The organism is Methylobacterium sp. CM6257 (assembly GCF_054611515.1).
Genome location: NZ_CM137735.1, coordinates 4,936,323 through 4,954,298 on the forward strand (window position 1 = coordinate 4,936,323; position 17,976 = coordinate 4,954,298).

The 17,976-nt window shown below is 68.3% G+C and carries 16 protein-coding genes and 1 tRNA gene; 9 read left to right on the forward strand and 8 right to left on the reverse strand.

Features of this window, described 5'->3' with window-relative positions:
• The first annotated feature begins 140 nt into the window (after window positions 1-140).
• Window positions 141-1,355 (forward strand): NADP-dependent isocitrate dehydrogenase, encoded by a 1,215-nt coding sequence (locus ACYCO6_RS24005; RefSeq protein ID WP_459763991.1) that lies wholly within the window; start codon window positions 141-143, stop codon window positions 1,353-1,355.
• A gap of 294 nt (window positions 1,356-1,649) precedes the next feature.
• Window positions 1,650-1,880 carry a hypothetical protein gene (locus tag ACYCO6_RS24010; RefSeq protein WP_459763993.1) on the forward strand — a complete coding sequence of 77 codons (231 nt, stop codon included), beginning with the start codon at window positions 1,650-1,652 and terminating at the stop codon, window positions 1,878-1,880.
• 39 nt (window positions 1,881-1,919) lie between these two features.
• Here ACYCO6_RS24010 and ACYCO6_RS24015 read toward each other — a convergent pair whose 3' ends face one another.
• Both ACYCO6_RS24015 and ACYCO6_RS24020 read right to left on the reverse strand, forming a co-directional pair.
• Window positions 1,920-2,357: a DUF3429 domain-containing protein gene (locus ACYCO6_RS24015; RefSeq protein ID WP_459763995.1), complete on the reverse strand. Its 438-nt coding sequence runs from the start codon at window positions 2,355-2,357 to the stop codon at window positions 1,920-1,922.
• Window positions 2,358-2,478: 121 nt separating this feature from the next.
• A complete protein-coding gene (locus ACYCO6_RS24020; protein ID WP_459763997.1) occupies window positions 2,479-5,751 on the reverse strand; it encodes an SEL1-like repeat protein in 3,273 nt (1,090 codons plus the stop codon).
• 300 nt (window positions 5,752-6,051) lie between these two features.
• Here ACYCO6_RS24020 and ACYCO6_RS24025 point away from each other — a divergent pair, with 300 nt between their 5' ends.
• Window positions 6,052-7,839, forward strand: coding sequence for an acyl-CoA dehydrogenase C-terminal domain-containing protein (locus ACYCO6_RS24025; protein WP_459763999.1), 1,788 nt, complete (start codon window positions 6,052-6,054; stop codon window positions 7,837-7,839).
• Between the two features lie 242 nt (window positions 7,840-8,081).
• Here ACYCO6_RS24025 and ACYCO6_RS24030 read toward each other — a convergent pair whose 3' ends face one another.
• The 3 genes from ACYCO6_RS24030 to ACYCO6_RS24040 form a co-directional block, all read right to left on the reverse strand.
• Window positions 8,082-9,362, reverse strand: a complete 1,281-nt coding sequence (locus ACYCO6_RS24030) for an O-acetylhomoserine aminocarboxypropyltransferase (protein ID WP_459764001.1) — start codon at window positions 9,360-9,362, stop codon at window positions 8,082-8,084.
• Window positions 9,363-9,456: 94 nt separating this feature from the next.
• Complete coding sequence (locus tag ACYCO6_RS24035; protein ID WP_459764003.1) at window positions 9,457-9,672, reverse strand: hypothetical protein; 216 nt, start codon at window positions 9,670-9,672, stop codon at window positions 9,457-9,459.
• Window positions 9,673-9,706: 34 nt separating this feature from the next.
• Entirely contained in the window at window positions 9,707-9,949 is a 243-nt protein-coding gene (locus ACYCO6_RS24040; protein WP_459764005.1) for a hypothetical protein, read from the reverse strand.
• Window positions 9,950-10,135: 186 nt separating this feature from the next.
• On the opposite strand from ACYCO6_RS24040, the gene ACYCO6_RS24045 reads away from it, so the two are divergent.
• The 4 genes from ACYCO6_RS24045 (at window position 10,136) to ACYCO6_RS24060 (ending at window position 14,117) form a co-directional block, all read left to right on the forward strand.
• A complete protein-coding gene (locus ACYCO6_RS24045) occupies window positions 10,136-10,336 on the forward strand; it encodes a hypothetical protein (RefSeq protein ID WP_459764007.1) in 201 nt (66 codons plus the stop codon).
• Window positions 10,337-10,620: 284 nt separating this feature from the next.
• Entirely contained in the window at window positions 10,621-12,444 is a 1,824-nt protein-coding gene (locus ACYCO6_RS24050; protein ID WP_459764009.1) for an ATP-binding protein, read from the forward strand.
• A gap of 2 nt (window positions 12,445-12,446) precedes the next feature.
• A complete protein-coding gene (locus tag ACYCO6_RS24055; protein WP_459764011.1) occupies window positions 12,447-13,412 on the forward strand; it encodes a diguanylate cyclase domain-containing protein in 966 nt (321 codons plus the stop codon).
• 6 nt (window positions 13,413-13,418) lie between these two features.
• Window positions 13,419-14,117, forward strand: a complete 699-nt coding sequence (locus tag ACYCO6_RS24060; RefSeq protein WP_459764013.1) for an EAL domain-containing protein — start codon at window positions 13,419-13,421, stop codon at window positions 14,115-14,117.
• A gap of 271 nt (window positions 14,118-14,388) precedes the next feature.
• Here the strand turns inward: ACYCO6_RS24060 and ACYCO6_RS24065 are convergent.
• The 3 genes from ACYCO6_RS24065 to ACYCO6_RS24075 all read right to left on the reverse strand — a co-directional run bounded on the left by ACYCO6_RS24065 (window position 14,389) and on the right by ACYCO6_RS24075 (window position 15,747).
• Window positions 14,389-14,463, reverse strand: a tRNA-Gly gene (locus tag ACYCO6_RS24065).
• Window positions 14,464-14,570: 107 nt separating this feature from the next.
• On the reverse strand, window positions 14,571-15,035 hold the full coding sequence (locus ACYCO6_RS24070; protein ID WP_459764015.1) for an NUDIX domain-containing protein: 465 nt from the start codon (window positions 15,033-15,035) through the stop codon (window positions 14,571-14,573).
• Window positions 15,036-15,051: 16 nt separating this feature from the next.
• Window positions 15,052-15,747, reverse strand: a complete 696-nt coding sequence (locus ACYCO6_RS24075) for a fumarylacetoacetate hydrolase family protein (RefSeq protein WP_459764017.1) — start codon at window positions 15,745-15,747, stop codon at window positions 15,052-15,054.
• Window positions 15,748-15,884: 137 nt separating this feature from the next.
• On the opposite strand from ACYCO6_RS24075, the gene ACYCO6_RS24080 reads away from it, so the two are divergent.
• Window positions 15,885-17,336 carry an FAD-binding oxidoreductase gene (locus ACYCO6_RS24080; RefSeq protein WP_459773689.1) on the forward strand — a complete coding sequence of 484 codons (1,452 nt, stop codon included), beginning with the start codon at window positions 15,885-15,887 and terminating at the stop codon, window positions 17,334-17,336.
• Between the two features lie 255 nt (window positions 17,337-17,591).
• Window positions 17,592-17,885, forward strand: coding sequence for a DUF2218 domain-containing protein (locus tag ACYCO6_RS24085; RefSeq protein ID WP_459764019.1), 294 nt, complete (start codon window positions 17,592-17,594; stop codon window positions 17,883-17,885).
• Window positions 17,886-17,976: the final 91 nt, after the last annotated feature.

The following is a 17,976-nucleotide window of genomic DNA, read 5'->3' on the forward strand; positions in this document are numbered from 1 at the left end:
GCGCGCCTTCCGTCGCCGGAGGGGCCGCGCTATGTCGCGGGGCGATTCGCACCCAAGGTTCTTGAGCAATGGTCCTTGGGCAGGAGAACGCACGGCCCTTGCAGGCCGTGCGCGCAGACAACGCGGGAAGGCATCGGTCCATGGCGAAGATCAAGGTAGCGAACCCCGTCGTCGAACTCGACGGCGACGAGATGACCCGGATCATCTGGGCCGAGATCAAGAACAAGCTCATCCACCCCTATCTCGACGTCGATCTCGAATACTACGACCTCGGCGTGGAGCACCGCGACGCCACCAACGACAAGGTCACGGTCGACGCCGCCGAGGCGATCAAGCGCCACGGCGTCGGCGTGAAGTGCGCCACGATCACGCCGGACGAGGCGCGGGTGAAGGAGTTCAACCTCAAGGAGATGTGGCGGTCGCCAAACGGCACGATCCGCAACATCCTCGGCGGTGTGATTTTCCGCGAGCCGATCATCTGCAAGAACGTGCCGCGGCTCGTACCCGGCTGGACCCAGCCTTTCGTGATCGGCCGCCACGCCTACGGCGACCAGTACCGCGCCACCGACTTCAAGGTGCCCGGCAAGGGCCGCCTGACCATCAAGTTCGAGGGTGACGACGGCACCGTCATCGAGAAGGAGGTGTTCAAGTTCCCCGACGCCGGCGTCGCCATGTCGATGTACAACCTCGACCAGTCGATCATCGACTTCGCCCGCGCCTCAATGAACTACGGTCTGGCGCGCAAGTATCCGGTCTACCTGTCGACCAAGAACACCATCCTCAAGGCCTATGACGGCCGCTTCAAGGACCTGTTCCAGAAGGTCTACGAGGAGGAGTTCGAGGCCAAGTTCAAGGCGCTCGGCATCACGTACGAGCACCGCCTGATCGACGACATGGTCGCCTCGTGCCTGAAGTGGTCCGGCGGTTACGTCTGGGCCTGCAAGAACTACGACGGCGACGTGCAGTCGGACACGGCCGCGCAGGGCTTCGGCTCGCTCGGCCTGATGACCTCCGTGCTGATGACGCCTGACGGCCAGACCGTCGAGGCCGAGGCCGCGCACGGCACCGTCACACGCCACTACCGCGAGCACCAGAAGGGCCGCGAAACCTCGACCAACTCGATCGCGTCGATCTTCGCCTGGACCCGCGGTCTCGCGCACCGCGCCAAGCTGGACGGCAACGACGATCTGGCGAAGTTCTCCGCCACCCTGGAGAAGGTCTGCGTCGACACCGTCGAGGCGGGTTCCATGACCAAGGACCTCGCGCTCCTGGTCGGCCCCGATCAGAAATGGCTGTCGACCACCGGCTTCCTCGACAAGGTCGACCAGAACCTGAAGGCCGCCATGGGCGCTTGAGGCATACGCCTCCGCACCGCACGAGCGGCGGGCGTCCTCGGACGCCCGCCATTCTCCTTGCGATCCGGATAGCGGGCGCCAAGGATGCGCCGGCGACGCGACGCTCCGGCGCGCGATCCGGTGGAACATCGCGACGGGCACAGCTCGCTCGTGCCACACAAGCATGCACGTCCCGCGACGCAACACGCACGGCACGCAACCTGAGGATGGCATCCGCGACGCTTCGGAGATACGCTATCCGACGAGAACCTGCCGCGTTGACTGACGCAGCGCGGCGGTCGCGGGCATCGCGGCATGACAGACGAAGAGACAACCCCGACGACACGCTGGCTGCTCGAACGCATTGCAGCAACGCTGAACGTGGCCCCGGCCCACTTCTTCCAGATCGACCGGCGGCTCGCCGACGATGCTGGCCCGAGCACCCTCCAATGCGACGAGGTCGCGTCCCTCTTCCGCGCCATCAAATCGCCGACGCGCCGCGACGCGGTGCTCAACCTGCTGCGCGAGATGGCCCGCGACAGCTGAGACGCCTTCGAGCGCTGTCCGAGGATTCGGAAGCGGCCCTCAGGCGGCAACCAGCAGCGCGGCTCCTGCGACGCCGGAGAGCACGAGACGCAACCGGCCGAGCCAGAGAGGCGCGAGGCCGCGGCGCGGCAGATCCTGGTCGATCAGGCCCCAGGCCAGGACGAGGCCGCCGAGGATGCGCAGATCCCAAGGGGCAGGCGCCGCCATCGCCGCCCAAGCCACCAGGGACGGGATGATCGCCAGAAGGTAGTCGGCACTGCCGGAATTCCGCACCGCCGCGGCGCCCCAGCGAATGCCGCCGAGGAACGAGGCGATCACCGCGCCGTAAGCGGACAGGATGGTGCGCGGCGATAACCCGATACTGCTCAAGCCACCGTCGGTGCCCGAGACCGCCAGCGCCGCGAAGCCGAGAAACGGGATCAGACCGGCCACGCCGAGCACGAGGGCGCTGATCGGGACAGGGTTCCGGCGCGCCATCCATCCTCCGAGCAGCGGCAAGGGTGGCAGCCCGCGCGGTCCGAACCCGCTCCGATGCCGCCCGGCCGGAGCGTTCAAGCATCACGACACGGCGGTCAAGCTCGGATCGCGCGGTCGGACCTTACGTCCTGCGAGCCGCCGCCGTGAAGCCGACCGGGCTCGGCACGGGGGCACCAAGGAGCGACATCGGGGCCGAACCGCCGGCCTTGGGGGCCGGCGGCTCGTTCACCGCCGCGTCAATCTTTCGCGGCTTGAAGCTCGCCACCAGGCTCTTTGCGCTGGCGAGATCGGCGGGGCTCAGCTTGTTCGCCACATCGTCGCGCTTCTTGGCGGCGTCGTCGTCTCCCTGTGCCGCTGCCGCCGCGAACCACGCGTAGGATTGCACCAAATCCTGCGTCAGGCCCAGGCCGCGGGCGTACAGCACGCCGAGGTTGTACTGGCTGTCGCGAACGCCGAACTCGGCGCCCTGCCGGAACCACGAGGCCGCGGAGGCGAAATCCGGCTTGCCATTCGCGGCGGGGTTCTCGGCGTAGAGCACGGCGAGATTGTGCATCGAGCGGGCATGGCCCTGCTCGGCGGCGCGGCCGTACCAGAGCTTCGCCTTGTCGAGGTCGCGGATGACGCCCGAACCCTTCTCGTAATGGCCGGCGAGCTTGTACTGGGCCGGCGCATAGCCGGCCGTTGCGAGCTTCTCGTAGAGCTTGACCGCCACGGAGAGGTCGCGGGGCATGCCGCGGCCGTCGGCCTCCCGGGTGGCGAGATCCCAGACCGCGGTGCCATCGCCATCCAGGGCCGCGAGCTTCACCTTGGCAAGCGCCGGCGGCAGATTGCCGAGATCGGCCTGCAGAGTGTTCATCCCCGAGACCTGGGGCACGGACGCCTTGGTGGCGGACGGGCGGGACTCGGCCGGCACCGGATTCGGGAGGGCCTGCGTGGTCACCGGATCGGCTGCGGCAGGCTTGGCGGCCGACGCCTCCTTGTTGGCTTCCTTGGCCTCTTCCTTGGCGGACTCCGTCGGGGCGTCCTTGATCGGCTGCTCCCGGGCAGGCGCAGCCTGGCTTGCCTGAACCGGACGTTGCGGCTCCTCCGGGCTGCGCATGCTGATCGCCTGGAGGGCCCCCAGGGCCAACACGATGGCGGCGAGACCGAGGAGCAGGGGTCGACGGCGCCGGTCGATCTCGGCGCGGAGCCGGCCCAGCCGCCCCTCCTCCGCAGTCGGGCGCGAAGGCACCGCCTTCTGGATACGAGCCTCGCGGCGTTCGGCCGGCGCTTCCGCGGCCAGTTCAGCCTGCGCGGCCTGCGCGGCCCGGCGGGCCGCCGCGATGAAGCTCGTCTTGATGTCGGTCTCGGCCCCGGCCTCGGTGGCCAGGCCCGGGCGTACCGGCTCTGCAGCGTGTTCCTTGGCCGGCCGGCGACCGGACGGATCCCGTCCTGCGCGCGGCTGCCGGACTGGGCGTCCGCTCCCGGGCTCGAGTAGGCCGTCGGCGAGCCGTGGAGCGTCGGAGACCTCTCGCCGCACCATGGCCCGTCCCTCTTCGGACGAGAGCGCCGCCTCGGGGCTCGTCGAGGCCATCAGGCGCTCGTCCAGGGACGGCGCCCGCGGGGCAACCCCTTCCGCCGGACCGAGCCGGACGAGGAGCCGTTCGAGGGCTGACTGGACGCCTTCCAGCGTCGCGCCGAGTCGTTGATCGGAGGCCACCTGCCGCGCCTGCATGTCGGCCAGACTGGCGCGCAGGAGACCGATCTCGCCGGTATCGGCAGCGGCGATGCCGGATCCCTTCAGGGTCTGCGCCACCGCATTTCGCGCCGCACGCTCCACCGCGGCCTCGCTCGGCGCCGCCTCGCGCAGGGCCGTCACCTGCCGGAGCAGGTCGGCCATGGTCCGCTCCAGACCGGCGAGGGCAGGGTCGGCGCTCACCGGCGCTTCGAGGCGGCCGGCCAGCGTGACCACCTGCTTCTCCAAGGCGTCGAGCCCCTCGTGCTCCGAGCGGTTGCCGACCTGATCGACCTTCTCGGCGAGGCTGCGCAGCATCGCGTGAATCGAGGCCATCTCGCTGGCCCGGGCGGCGCCCGGCTCGCCAGCGCGGTCGGACCAATCGTCCCGCGCGCACAGGATGTCGACCTTATCGGCCAGAACCTGGATCTGCTCGGCCAGCGCGGCCGGCGCGGCGGTCTTCACGTCGCTGCGGATCTCTTCCAGCAGTGGCCGCAAGTCAGGACCGGTGCCGATCCGCTGCAGTTGCGAAATCTGGGCACTCACGGCCTGCAGGCTCTGGGCGAGCCCCTGGATCCGCTCGGGACCCGCCAGGGCGGCGATCAGACGGCGGATCTCTTCGAGTTCGGCGAACAGACCGGCAAGCGTATGGCCGTCGGGGTCGGCAGCGCCGGTCGCGGCGACGCTGTCGAGGCGCTCCTCGAGGCGACGGACGTCTTCCGCGACGCGGCTGTGGACGTTCTCGGCGACCTCCTCGGCCAGCCGCTCCACCTGCACCCGCACCTGCTCGATCGGCGCCGCAATTACCGTGAGATCCGTGCCCGCCTGGGCGCGCTCGACACCGCTCGCGAGCGAGATCACGGCCTGCTCCAGCGCGCCGATGTCGTGGCTGGTCGCCAGCTGGTTGATCGCTTCGCGCAGCCGCGCGGTCTCGTTCTGAAGCTCGGACAGGGCGGCTGAGGGCGCCGTCCCTTCCTCGATCCGGGCCTCCAGGCGACGGGCCAGATCCATGCGCATACTCGCGACGACGCCACCGTCGGAAGCAGGCTTGATCTCCGATCGGCCCTCGGCCTCCTCCGACAGCTCCCGCTGGCGCTGGCGGATATCCTGGACCGCGCTGCGGATGTCGGCGGCGGCCGGACGCCCGCGGCGGCCGGGCTGGCGCGTCGCCGCGACTTGCTCGCCGAGCTGCGACATCCGGCGCTCGATGTCGCCCAGCCGCTCGGTGACCTGCTGGACCGGAGCCCCTTTCAGGGCGCGCTCGATGCGCGCCTCGATCTCCGCCAGACGTCGCGCCTCGGCCTCCTGCGCGCTGCGCCGCTCCTCGTCCAGGGCGCGGTCGAGCCCGTCGAGCCGGTTCATCAGGGCGGCGAAACCCTGGCCGTACTCGTCGGCGGCTGATCCCGGGCGCCCCGCCATCCCGGCAGTCTCCCGGGGCGCAGTCTCCCGGGGCGCCTGGCCGCGCTCGCGCGCGATCTCGTGGCGACTCGTCTCGTGCGCGAGTTGCTCGGCACGAAGGCGCCGCCGGTGTCGCCGGTTGCCCTGCGCTCCGGGCTGCTGCGGCACCACCGAAGCAATCCACGTCTCGAGAGGAACCCCAGCCCGCGCCGCCACGTCCCGGGCGGCGTCGAGCACCTCGGGATCGAAACTGTCGAGCTGCGGCATCGCGGTGCGGGTCATCGGTGGCCTGTCGTCGGCAGCGTTCGCGTCCGATCCTGTGCGCGCCGGCGTGACCGCTAGACGGTTTCCATAGAACGCGCGCATCGGGTCGTTCGAGCGTGACCATTAACTTTCTTGGTAAACACAAGGTTAAGGGTTCGCTGGTCCGGTAATGGTTGCGTCGGAGATCACCCCCGTTCCGCCCGGCGGGGCTCCTAGTCGCACAAGGCTCGGCCGTTGCTCCGGAGGCGGCGGCACGGTTACATGCCGGCAATGCGGCGGGTCGACCCGAGAGGCCCGCGCGTACGGGGGAAAGCTGAGATGCCGCAGTATCGCGCACCGGTCGACGACACGCTGTTCCTGCTCACCGACGTCCTTGGCTTCCACAGCCGGGACAACTTGGCCGGGTTCGCCGACGCTTCGCCCGACGTGGTCGAGGCGGTCCTGCGCGAGGGGGCGAAGCTCGCCGAGGAAGTGCTCGCGCCGCTCAACCGGACCGGCGACATCGAGGGCTGCCGCCGCGAGGCCGACGGCAGCGTGCGCACCCCCACCGGTTTCAAGGCCGCCTACGACACCTACGCGAGCGGCGGCTGGATGGGGCTCTCGGTTCCGGAGACGTATGGCGGCCAGGGCCTCCCCCACACGATCAACACGGCGATCCAGGAATTCGCCTCAGGGGCGAATCTCGCGTTCGGGATGTATCCCGGCCTGACTCAAGGCGCGATGGCGGCCCTGCTGGTCCACGGCACGGACGAGCAGAAGGCGCGCTACCTGCCCAAGATGGTCGAGGGCGCCTGGACCGGCACGATGAACCTCACCGAGCCGCATTGCGGCACGGATCTCGGTCTGCTCAAGACCAAAGCGTCGCCGAACGGCGACGGCTCCTACAGCATCACCGGCACCAAGATCTTCATCTCGGCCGGCGAGCACGATCTGGCGGAGAACATCGTCCACCTCGTCCTCGCCCGGATCGAGGGCGCGCCCGCAGGCACCAAGGGCATCTCGCTGTTCGTGGTGCCGAAGTTCCTGGTGAACGCCGACGGTTCGCTCGGAGCCCGCAACGGCGTGTCGTGCGGCTCCCTCGAGCACAAGATGGGCATCCACGGCAACGCCACCTGCGTCATGAACTATGACGGGGCGACGGGCTGGCTGGTGGGCCAGGAGAATCGCGGCCTCAACGCCATGTTCGTGATGATGAACGAGGCGCGGCTCGCGGTGGGCGTCCAGGGACTCGGACAGTCCGAGGTCGCCTACCAGAACGCCACCGCCTACGCGAAGGACCGTCTCCAGGGCCGCGCGCTGACCGGCGCCAAGGCGCCGGAGAAGGCCGCCGACCCGATCCTCGTCCATCCGGACGTGCGCCGCACGCTGATGCAGATCCGCGCCTTCAACGAAGCCGCCCGCGCCCTGATGCTCTGGACCGCACTCCAGGCCGATATCCTGCACCGCTCCGAGGACGCCAAGGAGCGTCAGGCGGCCGACGACCATCTCGGGCTCATGACGCCGGTGGTGAAGGGCGTGTTCACCGATCGCGGCTTCGCCAACGCGGTCGAGGCACAGCAGTTGCTCGGCGGCCACGGCTACATCGAGGAATGGGGCATGTCGCAGTTCGTGCGCGATGCCCGCATCGCCATGATCTACGAGGGCGCCAACGGCATCCAGGCCATGGACCTGATCGGTCGCAAGCTGCCGAAGGACGGCGGCCGGGCGATGATGTCCTTCCTGGGCGAGGTCCAGACCTTCCTGAAGGATCACGGCGAGGATCCCGCGATGGCGCCGTTCGTCAAGCCGCTCCAGGCCGGCGTGAACGATCTCCAGGGCGCCGTGATGTGGCTGATGCAGAACGCCTTCAGCAAGCCCGACAATGCCGGCGCCGGCGCGACCGACTTCATGCACCTCTTCGGGCTCGTGGCGCTCGGTTACATGTGGGCGCGGATCGCCAAGGCGGCGCTCGCCAGGAACGCCGAGGCTCCCGCCCCGCGCTGGGACGCCAAGCTCACCACCGGTCGCTTCTTCATGGAGCGGACGCTGCCGGAGACGGCGCTGCGGCTGACGCGGATCAAGGCCGGTGCGGACACCACGATGGCGCTGGAGCAGGAGGCGTTCTGAGCCGCTCGCCGGGAGCATCGCCTTGAGCGCGCGCGAGCCCCCATCGGCCTCCATCGACGTGCGATGGGACGAACGCCCGAGCACTGAACGATGAACCGGCGACACAAGACGGGGCGTCGGTCCCCTCTCCCGCACGGAAGAGGGGACGCGTTGCGCCCGCGCTGGGCGTCATTGGCACATCCTCATCCGGCTGGTGAGCCCGTGCGGGCCTCAGGGCCAGGCGATCGTCTCGGACCGGGCGCTCAGCCGCCGAGCGCCGCGTCGAGGTCCTCGATCAGGTCCGCCGGATCTTCCAGCCCGATCGACAGCCGCACCACGTCCGGACCCGCCCCGGCGGCGGTCTTCTGCACGTCCGTGAGCTGGCGGTGCGTGGTCGAGGCCGGGTGGATGATCAACGAGCGCGTGTCACCGATATTGGCCAGGTGCGAGAAGAGCTGGAGGTTCGAGACGAGCTTCACACCGGTCTCGTAGCCACCCTTCAGGCCGAAGGTGAAGACCGCGCCGGCGCCGTTCGGCGTGTAGCGCTTGGCGAGTTGGTGGTAGCGGTCGCTCTCCAGGCCCGGGTAGCTCACCCAGGACACCGCCGCGTGCGTCGACAGGTGCTTGGCCACCGCGAGAGCGTTGTCGGAATGGCGCTGCATCCGGAGCGGCAGCGTCTCGATGCCGTTGAGAATCAGGAAGGCGTTGAACGGCGAGAGCGCCGGCCCGAGATCGCGCAGGCCGAGCACCCGGCAGGCGATGGCGAAGCCGAAATTGCCGAAGGTCTCGGCGAGCACCATGCCGGAATATTCCGGCCGGGGCTGGCTCATCATCGGATAGCGGGCGTCGCCCGCCCACTGGAACGAGCCGCCGTCGACGATCAGGCCGCCGATGGAATTGCCGTGCCCGCCCAGGAACTTGGTGGCCGAGTGGACGACGATGTCGGCGCCGTGCTCGAACGGCCGGATCAGGTACGGCGTCGCCATGGTGTTGTCGACGACGAGCGGGATGTTGTGCTTCTTGGCGATCTGCGACAGCGCCTGGATGTCGGTGATGACCCCGCCGGGATTGGCGATCGACTCGCAGAAGATCGCTTTGGTGCGCGGCGTGATCGCCGCTTCGAACGAGGCCGGATCGTCGTTGTCGGCCCAGGCCACCGACCAGCCGAAGTTGCGGTAGGAGTGGTTGAACTGGTTGATCGAGCCGCCGTACAGCTTGTTTGAGGCGACGAATTCGTCGCCAGGCTGCATCAGGGCATGCATGGTCAGGAACTCCGCGGCATGTCCCGAGGCGACGGCCAGGGCCGCGGTGCCGCCTTCCAGCGCCGCGATGCGCTCCTCCAGCACGGCGTTCGTCGGGTTCGTGATCCGCGTGTAGATGTTGCCGAAGGCTTGAAGCCCGAACAGAGACGCGGCGTGGTCGACGTCGTCGAACACGAAGCTCGTGGTCTGGTAGATCGGCGTGGCCCGCGCGCCCGTCGCTGCGTCGGGGGCGGCGCCCGCGTGGATCGCAAGCGTGTTGAAGCCGGGCAGGCGGTCGGTCATCGTCGGGTCTCCTCGGAGCACTCCAGCGCCTGTACGCCCGGGCGGGAGCGCGGCGCAAGGTTCTGCGCGGCGCGAAAGGCCGGCGCCCCGGCCGTCACAGCTCCGGTGCCGGACCGATGTCGAGGTGGGGTTGTCCGGCATCGACCAGGGCGCGGTCCACGGCCTCGATAGCCAGGAGCGTCCGGGTCAGATCCTCGGCCATCGAGATCGGGGCGACGTCGAGACCGCCCAGGCGCCGGGCGATGGCATTCCTTTGTCGCGCCAGCGCCGAGCGGGCACGCTTCAGATCCTCGATCTCGTCGGCTGTCATCCGTGCATCCTTTCCGGGTCGAGCCCCGCCCGGGTCAGGCGCCCGGCGTCCAATCGATGTTCGGCCGCTGCGCGAGCATGCGCTCGAAGTAGTTGGCGACCGCCTGGGCCCCGTCGGTGTGCATCATCGCGACCGGATGCGCGAGGTAGGCGCGCGCCAGATCGATCGGAATCCGCCCCGATTGCAGCGCCGCCAGCACCTCGTCGATGAAGGCGTCGTTGGCCTCGTTGAAGTCGTTCGACAGCTTCTTGCGGTCGTTGAGGGCTTGGATCGGCATGCCATGTCCTTCTCGGTCAGGTTTGAGATTCGGCCCGATCGCGCCCGTCCGATGGAACCCGATCGTAGCACGGGCGATTCCGGTAGCGGTCGCTTCACGCGGACGTGTCGGGCGCGTTGGGACACTTAAGTAACCGTCCGCACACGGCCATCGGAGCGGAAACCCGAGCTGAAACGTTAAAGCCGCATGTCGATTGATCCTGTACATACCCATACGGTCGAAATCGTCCCCTGCGTCGACGATCCGAGATGCTTCCGGTGGATCATCCGCACGCGCGGCGGCGCGGTGGTCGAACATTCACCCTACGCCTTCGTGACGCAGAACGGCGCGCGGATCTCCGGCGAATGCTGGAAGCGGGAGCATTTCGACGACATGCGCGCGCACTAGGCCGCGACGTACAGGGCCGCCGGTCTCTCACCGGTTGGAGGGTTCGGCCATCGGACGCCATATCGGTCCAGAGGGATCAGACTGCGCGAGAGCCGGGTCGGCGCGCCGCCCAGATGCCTCACCACTTTTTTGGTGGTGAGGTAAATTCCAACACAACTGGCCGGTATTAGATTCCTTAAGGCAATGATTAAGCATCAGGCGGACGAGATCTGCCCTTTGCCGGATCTTTAATCAGAAAGCGCCAGTTTCGATCCGCTTTTCATGTGCGGACCAGGAAACGGGCGATGCTGAACGGTGACGGAGCAGTCCGGGACGCGGTCACGACGCGGCAGATGGGCTCGGTGACCTCCATCGAGGGGTCCAAGGTGCATCTTGCGCTTCTCGGCCAGAACGGCCGGCCGGACGTGCGGGTGACCGTGGGGAACTTCGTCCGGATCCGGGCCGGGACCGCGATCCTGATCGGCATCATCACGACCCTGTCGTCGGGCAGTGACCATGGCCGTCTGCCCGGCGCCTATGCCAGCCTCGATCTGCTCGGGGAGATCCTCGTGGAGGACGGCGCCAAGCGATTCCGTCGCGGCGTGGCCTGCTACCCTGCCATCGGCGATGCCGTCGATCTGCTTCCGCCCGCCGACCTGCGCGTCGTGTACCAGGTGGCCGAATCGACCACGGCTGCCGTGGGCGCGCTCTATCAGGATCAGGACACCCCGGCCTGCATCAAGGTCGAGGACCTGCTCACGAAACACTTCGCCGTGCTCGGTACGACCGGCGTCGGCAAGTCCAGCGGTGTCGCTGTCATCCTCGACCAAGTGATGCGTGCCCGCCAGTCCGTGCGCATCTTCCTGCTGGACGTGCACAACGAGTACGCCGCCTGCTTCGAGGACCGCGCCAGCGTCATCAACACGCGCAATCTCAAGCTGCCCTTCTGGTTGTTCAATTTGGAAGAGATCGCCGACGTGATCTACGGCGGCCGCTCGCCGGTGGACGAGGAGATCGAGATCCTGGCGGAAGTCATCCCGCTGGCGAAGAGCAAGTATGCGCAGTACAAGGAGGCCAGCGATCGCCAGATCGTCAAGCGCACGATCGGAAAGAGCGCCGGTTATACCGTCGACACACCGGTCCCGTACATGCTGCAGGACCTGATCTCGCTCATCGACGAGCGGATGGGCCGCCTGGAGAACCGCGTCTCGCGGATGCATTACCACCGCCTGATCACCCGGATCGAGGCGATCCGCAACGATCCGCGCTACGGCTTCATGTTCGAGAACGCCAATGTCGGCGGCGACATGATGGGCGAACTCCTCGCGCATCTGTTCCGGCTGGAGCCGGACGGGCGGCCGATGACGATCATGCAGCTCGCCGGGCTGCCCATGGAGGTCGTCGACGCTGTGGTCTGCGTGCTCTGCCGCCTCGCCTTCGAGTTCGGCATCTGGAGCGAGGGCGCCATCCCGCTCCTGTTCGTGTGCGAGGAAGCCCACCGCTATGCCTCGGCCGATCGCTCGGTCGGATTTACGCCCACGCGCCGCGCCCTGTCGCGGATCGCCCGCGAGGGCCGTAAGCATGGCGTCTATCTCGGCCTCGTCACGCAGCGCCCGGCCGAGCTCGACCCGACGATCATGTCCCAGTGCAGCACCTTGTTCGCCATGCGGATGACCAACGAGCGCGATCAGGCCTTCCTGGCGGCAGCCGTCTCCGACGCAGTAAATCTGCTCAGCTTCGTTCCCTCGCTCGGCACCGGTGAGGTCATCGCCTTCGGGGAAGGCGTACCGATGCCGGCGCGGATGACCTTCAGCCCGCTGCCGCCGGAGCGGCAGCCGCGCAACGACATGAGCGGGCGCGCCCCGGAGGAAGGCGAGCCGATCGCCGGTGCGGCCTTCGTGGGTGCCGTCGTCGAACGCTGGCGCGGGGCGACCATGAGCAAGGTGAGCGGGCTCGACACGGACGCTTCGGCCCTCGGGCGCCTCGGCCGTGATCCCGGTGTCGAAGGCGGCCAGGGCGCCGCCCTCGACCAGGTGCACCGCCGCCTGCTGCGCCGCCCCCTAGAAGCCGGGGAGCTTCCGGCCGAAACCGGCCTGCGCACGGCCAAGACGCTCTGGCAGCAGGGCTGAGCGTGCGCGAGCCTCCGTCAAGCCATCGCCGCAGCCTGCTGGAAGCCACGATCCAGGCGCTTCCGGTCGGGGTGGTCGTTCACGATGAGCAGGGCGTCTGCATCCTCGCCAACGCGGCCGCGCGCGCCCTGGACCCGCGGGCGGTCCGCGATCTTCCGGAGGCAGCCTGCGCCCAGTCCGATGGCGCGGTGGTCGAGGAGATCGACGAGCGCATCGTGGAAGCGCAGGCGCGCGCGGTGCTCTCCGAGCAGGAGACCTACACGCTCACCACGCTGACCGACGTGACGCATCACCACCGGCTCCAACGCGACCTGATCGCGCAGGCCTATATCGACGCGCTGACCGGATTGCCGAACCGGACCCTGTTCGAGCAGAGCATCGAGGACCTCGTCGCCCGGGCAGGCCCCTCGGACCGCTTCGCCCTGGCGTTTCTCGATCTCGACAACTTCAAGCACATCAATGACTACTACAGCCACGCCGCGGGTGATGCGCTGCTGCGCAAGGTGGCCGACCGGGTCCGCGGGACCCTGCGCCAGAGCGACCTGCTCGCGCGCATCGGCGGCGATGAATTCGTGCTGTTGCTGAACCCCATCACCGATCAGGCCGCCACCTTGTCGGCCGTGCTCGAAATCTCGGAGCGTCTGAAGCAGCCCTTCTTCATCGATGGCCACGAGATCTTCGCCTCCGCCTCCATCGGGCTGAGCCTGTTTCCGGAACACGGAACCACCTACGAGGTCCTGCGCCGCCAGGCCGACAACGCCATGTACCGGGTCAAGGACGGCGTGAAGGGCGGAGTCAGCGTCTTCGAGGAGACGATGAGCCACGCCGCAACCGCCCGGATGGCGGTGGAGCAACGGCTCCGGCTGGCGATCCGCGACCGCTGTTTCTGCTGCGCCTTCCAACCGAAGGTCGACATGCGCACGCACGCGGTTCTCGGCGTCGAGGTGCTCCTGCGCTGGCGTGACTAACTCGGCATGATCCAGGCTCCCGGCGACTTCATCGGGCTCGCCATCGAGCTGGGGCTGATCAACGAGATCACCTTGCAGGTGCTGGCCGAGACGGTCCTGGCCATGCCGGCCATCGACGAGGTCTTCGGCCCGGACGTCTCCGTGAGCCTCAACATCGCCGCCAAGCAGGCCTGCGACGTCCCGTTCATGTCGGCGTTCTGCGACGCGCTCGGCGAGACCGGCATGGCCCGGCGCTTCGTCCTCGAACTCACCGAGGAGGCCTTCTTCACCAAGGGCCGGTTCCAGCGCGAGGTCTTGCCAAGGATCCGGGCGATCGGCGCGCGGGTCTCCATCGACGATTTCGGCGTCGGCTACTCGTCACTCGCCGCCCTGGCGGAGATCACCGCAGACGAGTTGAAGATCGACCGCTCGTTCATCACCGACATCGACAAGCGCCCGCGCAGCCAGATCGTGCTGAAGGCGATCGAGTCCCTCGGCCTGGCGCTCGGCATGTCGGTGGTCGCCGAGGGCGTCGAGACCTTCGAGGAGGTCGCCTACCTGCTGGGCGCGACGCAGATCCGGTGCGCGCAGGGCTTCTACTACGCAAAGCCGATGCTGATTGACCAGATCCGCCTGTCGGACCAGCGGACAGCCGGACCGCGAGCGACCGTCTCGCAGAGCCGGGCCTCGGATTTCCGGTCGCCGAGCCTGCTGAGGCGGGCGTAGCCTGCCGAGAGGCTCGCGCGGCCGTCGCTATCCGCGGGCGTGCGCGCCTCAGGGCGACGGACGGGCTTGTTCGCCAGCGGTCTCGCGACACAGCCTGTCCGTGAGACGCATTCAGGAATTCGGCAGGGATCTCGGCAGCTTCGAGAGAACCACGGCCTGATCGGAGCGTCCACATTGGACGGTCTGTGTCGAAACCCTCGCGCCCGCCGGGCACGCGGATCGCGCTGACCTCGACGCCTACTGTTCCGATCGGAAATATGGTTGGGAAAACTGGAGCGGGCGAAGGGATTCGAACCCTCGACCCCAACCTTGGCAAGGTTGTGCTCTACCCCTGAGCTACACCCGCTCACTGTACCGTGCCGCCCGGACTTTCGTGCCGGCGGCCCCCGGCGGCGCTCTCTAAACACCATTCCGCCGGGCGACGCAAGCGTCTCTTTTGCGAACCGTGACGATTTACCAGTTCGGGTCCGGCGGGAGCCCCTGGCGGACCTCCCGCAGGCGGGTGAGTGTCGCCCGCGTAGTGCCTTCGGGCAGCGCGTCCACCGGGAAGAACCCACAGGCGGCGATCTCACGGTCAGGCGCCTTGGGGCGCAGGACCGTGAAGGCTGGCAGGATGAACAGCGCGACATGATCGCGGGGTGCTGCCGCGCCGTTCTTGTAGAGACCCAGCAGGCGCAGCGGCTCGTCAGGAACGATCTCTGCCTCCTCGCGGAACTCGCGCTCCATGGCGGCCGATGCGGTCTCGCCGCGTTCCACGCCGCCGCCCGGCAGGTGCCAGCCGCTGACGTAGGTATGGCGCACCAGCGCCACGCGGTTCTGCGGGTCGATGGCGACGCCGCGCACGCCGAGGGTCATGCCCCGGGACGCGAGGGCCCCGAGGTGAAAAAGGTGCCGCAGCAGCGGCCGATCGAGGAACATGCGGTGAGGCGCGGGTTCAGACGACGTCGAGAGTGATCTCGCCGAGACCGGCGATGGCCGCCACCATGCGCTGGCCGCGCTCGACCGCCCCGACCCCGGAGGGTGTCCCGGTGAAGATCAGGTCGCCCGGTTGCAGGTTGAAATAGCCCGACAGGTAGGCGATCTGCTCGGCCACCGACCAGATCATATCGGCGAGGTCCCCCTTCTGGCGGATCTCTCCGTCGACCGACAGTGTGATCGATCCGCGCGCCGGGTGGCCGATCATCGAGACCGGATGCAGGGCGCCGATCGGCCCGGACCCGTCGGCGGCCTTTCCGGTATCCCACGGCCGGGACATCTTCTTGGCCTCGTCCTGGAGGTCACGCCGGGTCATGTCGAGGCCGACGGCGTAACCGTAGACGTGGTCGAGGGCCGAATCGACCGGGATGTCACTGCCGCCGCCGGAGAGGGCGGCCACCATCTCCACCTCGAAATGGTAGTTCCGGGTTTTCGGCGGGTAGACGTGGGCCGCCGGCTCGGAGCCGACGATCTGGAGGGCGTCGGCGGGCTTCATGAAGAAGAATGGCGGCTCCCGGTCCGGGTCGGCCCCCATCTCGCGAGCATGGGCGGCGTAATTCCGCCCCACACAGTAGACGCGACGGACGGGAAACAGATCGCTGCTGCCGACGATGGGGAGCGCGACGCGGGGCGGGTTCTGGATGACGGAGAGCATCTCTGCCTCTGCGGTGGATCGTCCTGCTGGCGTGGCACGGCGCCACCCAGGACCTACGCGACCGTTGTAAGGTGTGCGCCGGAGCGCGCCATACCGGTGCTTGCAACGAGACCGCCCCGGCCTACAAAATTTTACTCATGACCCTGACGGCGGCTTCCCACGAGACCCTGCTCACCGCGCTGCGCGACGGGCTCGGCGCGCGGCATGTGTTGACCGATCCGGACGACTTGGCGCCCTACCTGGTCGAGATGCGGCGGCTGTTCACCGGTTCGGCCCTAGCCGTGCTGCGCCCGGGCACCACCGAGGAGGTGGCGTTTGCGGTTCGCGCCTGCACACAGGCCGGCATCGCCGTGGTCCCCCTCGGCGGCAACACCGGGCTTACCGGCGGGGGCGTGCCGCAAGGTGGGGTCGTTCTCTCTCTGGAACGGATGACGCGGCTGCGTTCGGTCGATCCCGTCGATGCCACCATCACAGTGGAAGCCGGGATGATCCTCCAGGATGTGCAGGAGGCGGCGGACGCGGCCGGCATGCTGTTCCCTCTCTCCTATGCCTCGCGTGGATCGGCGCGGATCGGTGGCGGGATCAGCACCAATGCCGGTGGGATCGCCGTCCTGGCCTACGGCAACGCCCGGGATCTCGTCCTCGGCCTGGAGGTTGTCCTGGCCGACGGGAGGGTCTGGAACGGGCTCACGGCCCTGCGGAAGAACAATGCGGGCTACGACCTGAAGCAGCTCTTCATCGGCTCGGAAGGCACTCTCGGCATCGTCACGGCGGCCGTTCTGAAGCTGTTTCCGAAGCCGTGCTCCGCCAGCGTCGCCTTTGTCGGGCTGGAATCCGCCCGGGCCGCCCTGGACCTGTTCGTGTTCCTGCGGGGGCGAATGGACCGGGATCTGACGGCCTTCGAGTACCTGCCGCCCTTTGGCCTAGAGATCGTCCTGCGGCACGTTCCGGGCACCATCCGGCCGCTCGCGGGCGAGCACGGCGCCTACGCGCTGATCGAGGTCGCCTCGGCGCGTCCAGACGCCGACACCCATGCTGAGCTCGAAGCTGCGCTGGGCCGCGCACTCGAAGACAAGCTGATCGCCGACGCCACGATCGGTGCCAGCGGCGCACAGAACGACGCGCTCTGGCGGCTGCGCGAGGGCGTGCCTGAGGCGCAGACCCGCGAGGGTGCCTCGATCAAGCACGACATCTCGGTGCCGCTCTCGCGGCTGCCGGAGTTCCTGGAGCGGGCAGCCGCGGCCTGCATCGCCGCCATGCCCGGCCTGCGCCCCTGCGGCTTCGGTCATTTCGGCGACGGCAACATTCACTTCAACCTGACCCAGCCCGCCGGCATGGCACCGGCGGACTTCCTTGGGCAGTGGGGACGGTTCAACCGCATCGTACACGACGTCGTGCATGAACTCGGCGGCTCCATTGCGGCCGAGCACGGGGTCGGGCTCATCAAGCGCGACGAGCTCGAACGCTATGGCGATCCGGTCGGGCTCGACCTGATGCGCAGGCTCAAGGCGGCCCTCGATCCGCGCGATCTCCTCAATCCCGGCAAGGTCCTCGCCCGGCCGGAAGCCGCACCGCCGTCGCAGATCTGAGATTTTGTGCGTTGCGCCATAATTCGGCGCGCAGGGGGGTGCAGGACTGCCACGCGCCGCCGCGATCCGCCGCGGCCGCCCGAGGCTTTAAGCGTCTGCTAACGCTTCGGACCGACCTTCATCGGAGACGGCGGAGACGTGTCCGTCAGCGCCAGGCATGGCATTTGCTCTGAGGCCTTCCTATCTCGCAATTGCGAGATCGTCCGACGAACCGTCAACGACAGACTGCCCATCATCCTTCTGGAGACCGACGGAATGCCCACCTCACAGGCCCGCGTGCAGACCACGGAGGCGAGCCGCTATCTGCAGCAGCTCTGCCGGCACTGGAGCCACAAATTCAAGGTCGAGGCGACCCCGGAGCACGGCACCGTGCCGTTCGGCGAGGACCGGATCTGCACCTTCGATGCCGAGCCAGATGCCCTGGTGATGCGCATCGACAGCTCCGACCCGGTCAACCTGACGCGGCTGGAGAACGTGGTGGCCGACCACTTGGCCCGCTTCGCCTTCCGCGAGAGCCTCGGCGACATCCGCTGGTCCCGCGCCGCCTGAGCCGACGCTCGCAAGCCGATCTGAAGAGGTGCCGCAATCCGCGGCACCGTCCAACCCGCGGCAGGCTGATCGGCCTGCCACTGTTCTCGAA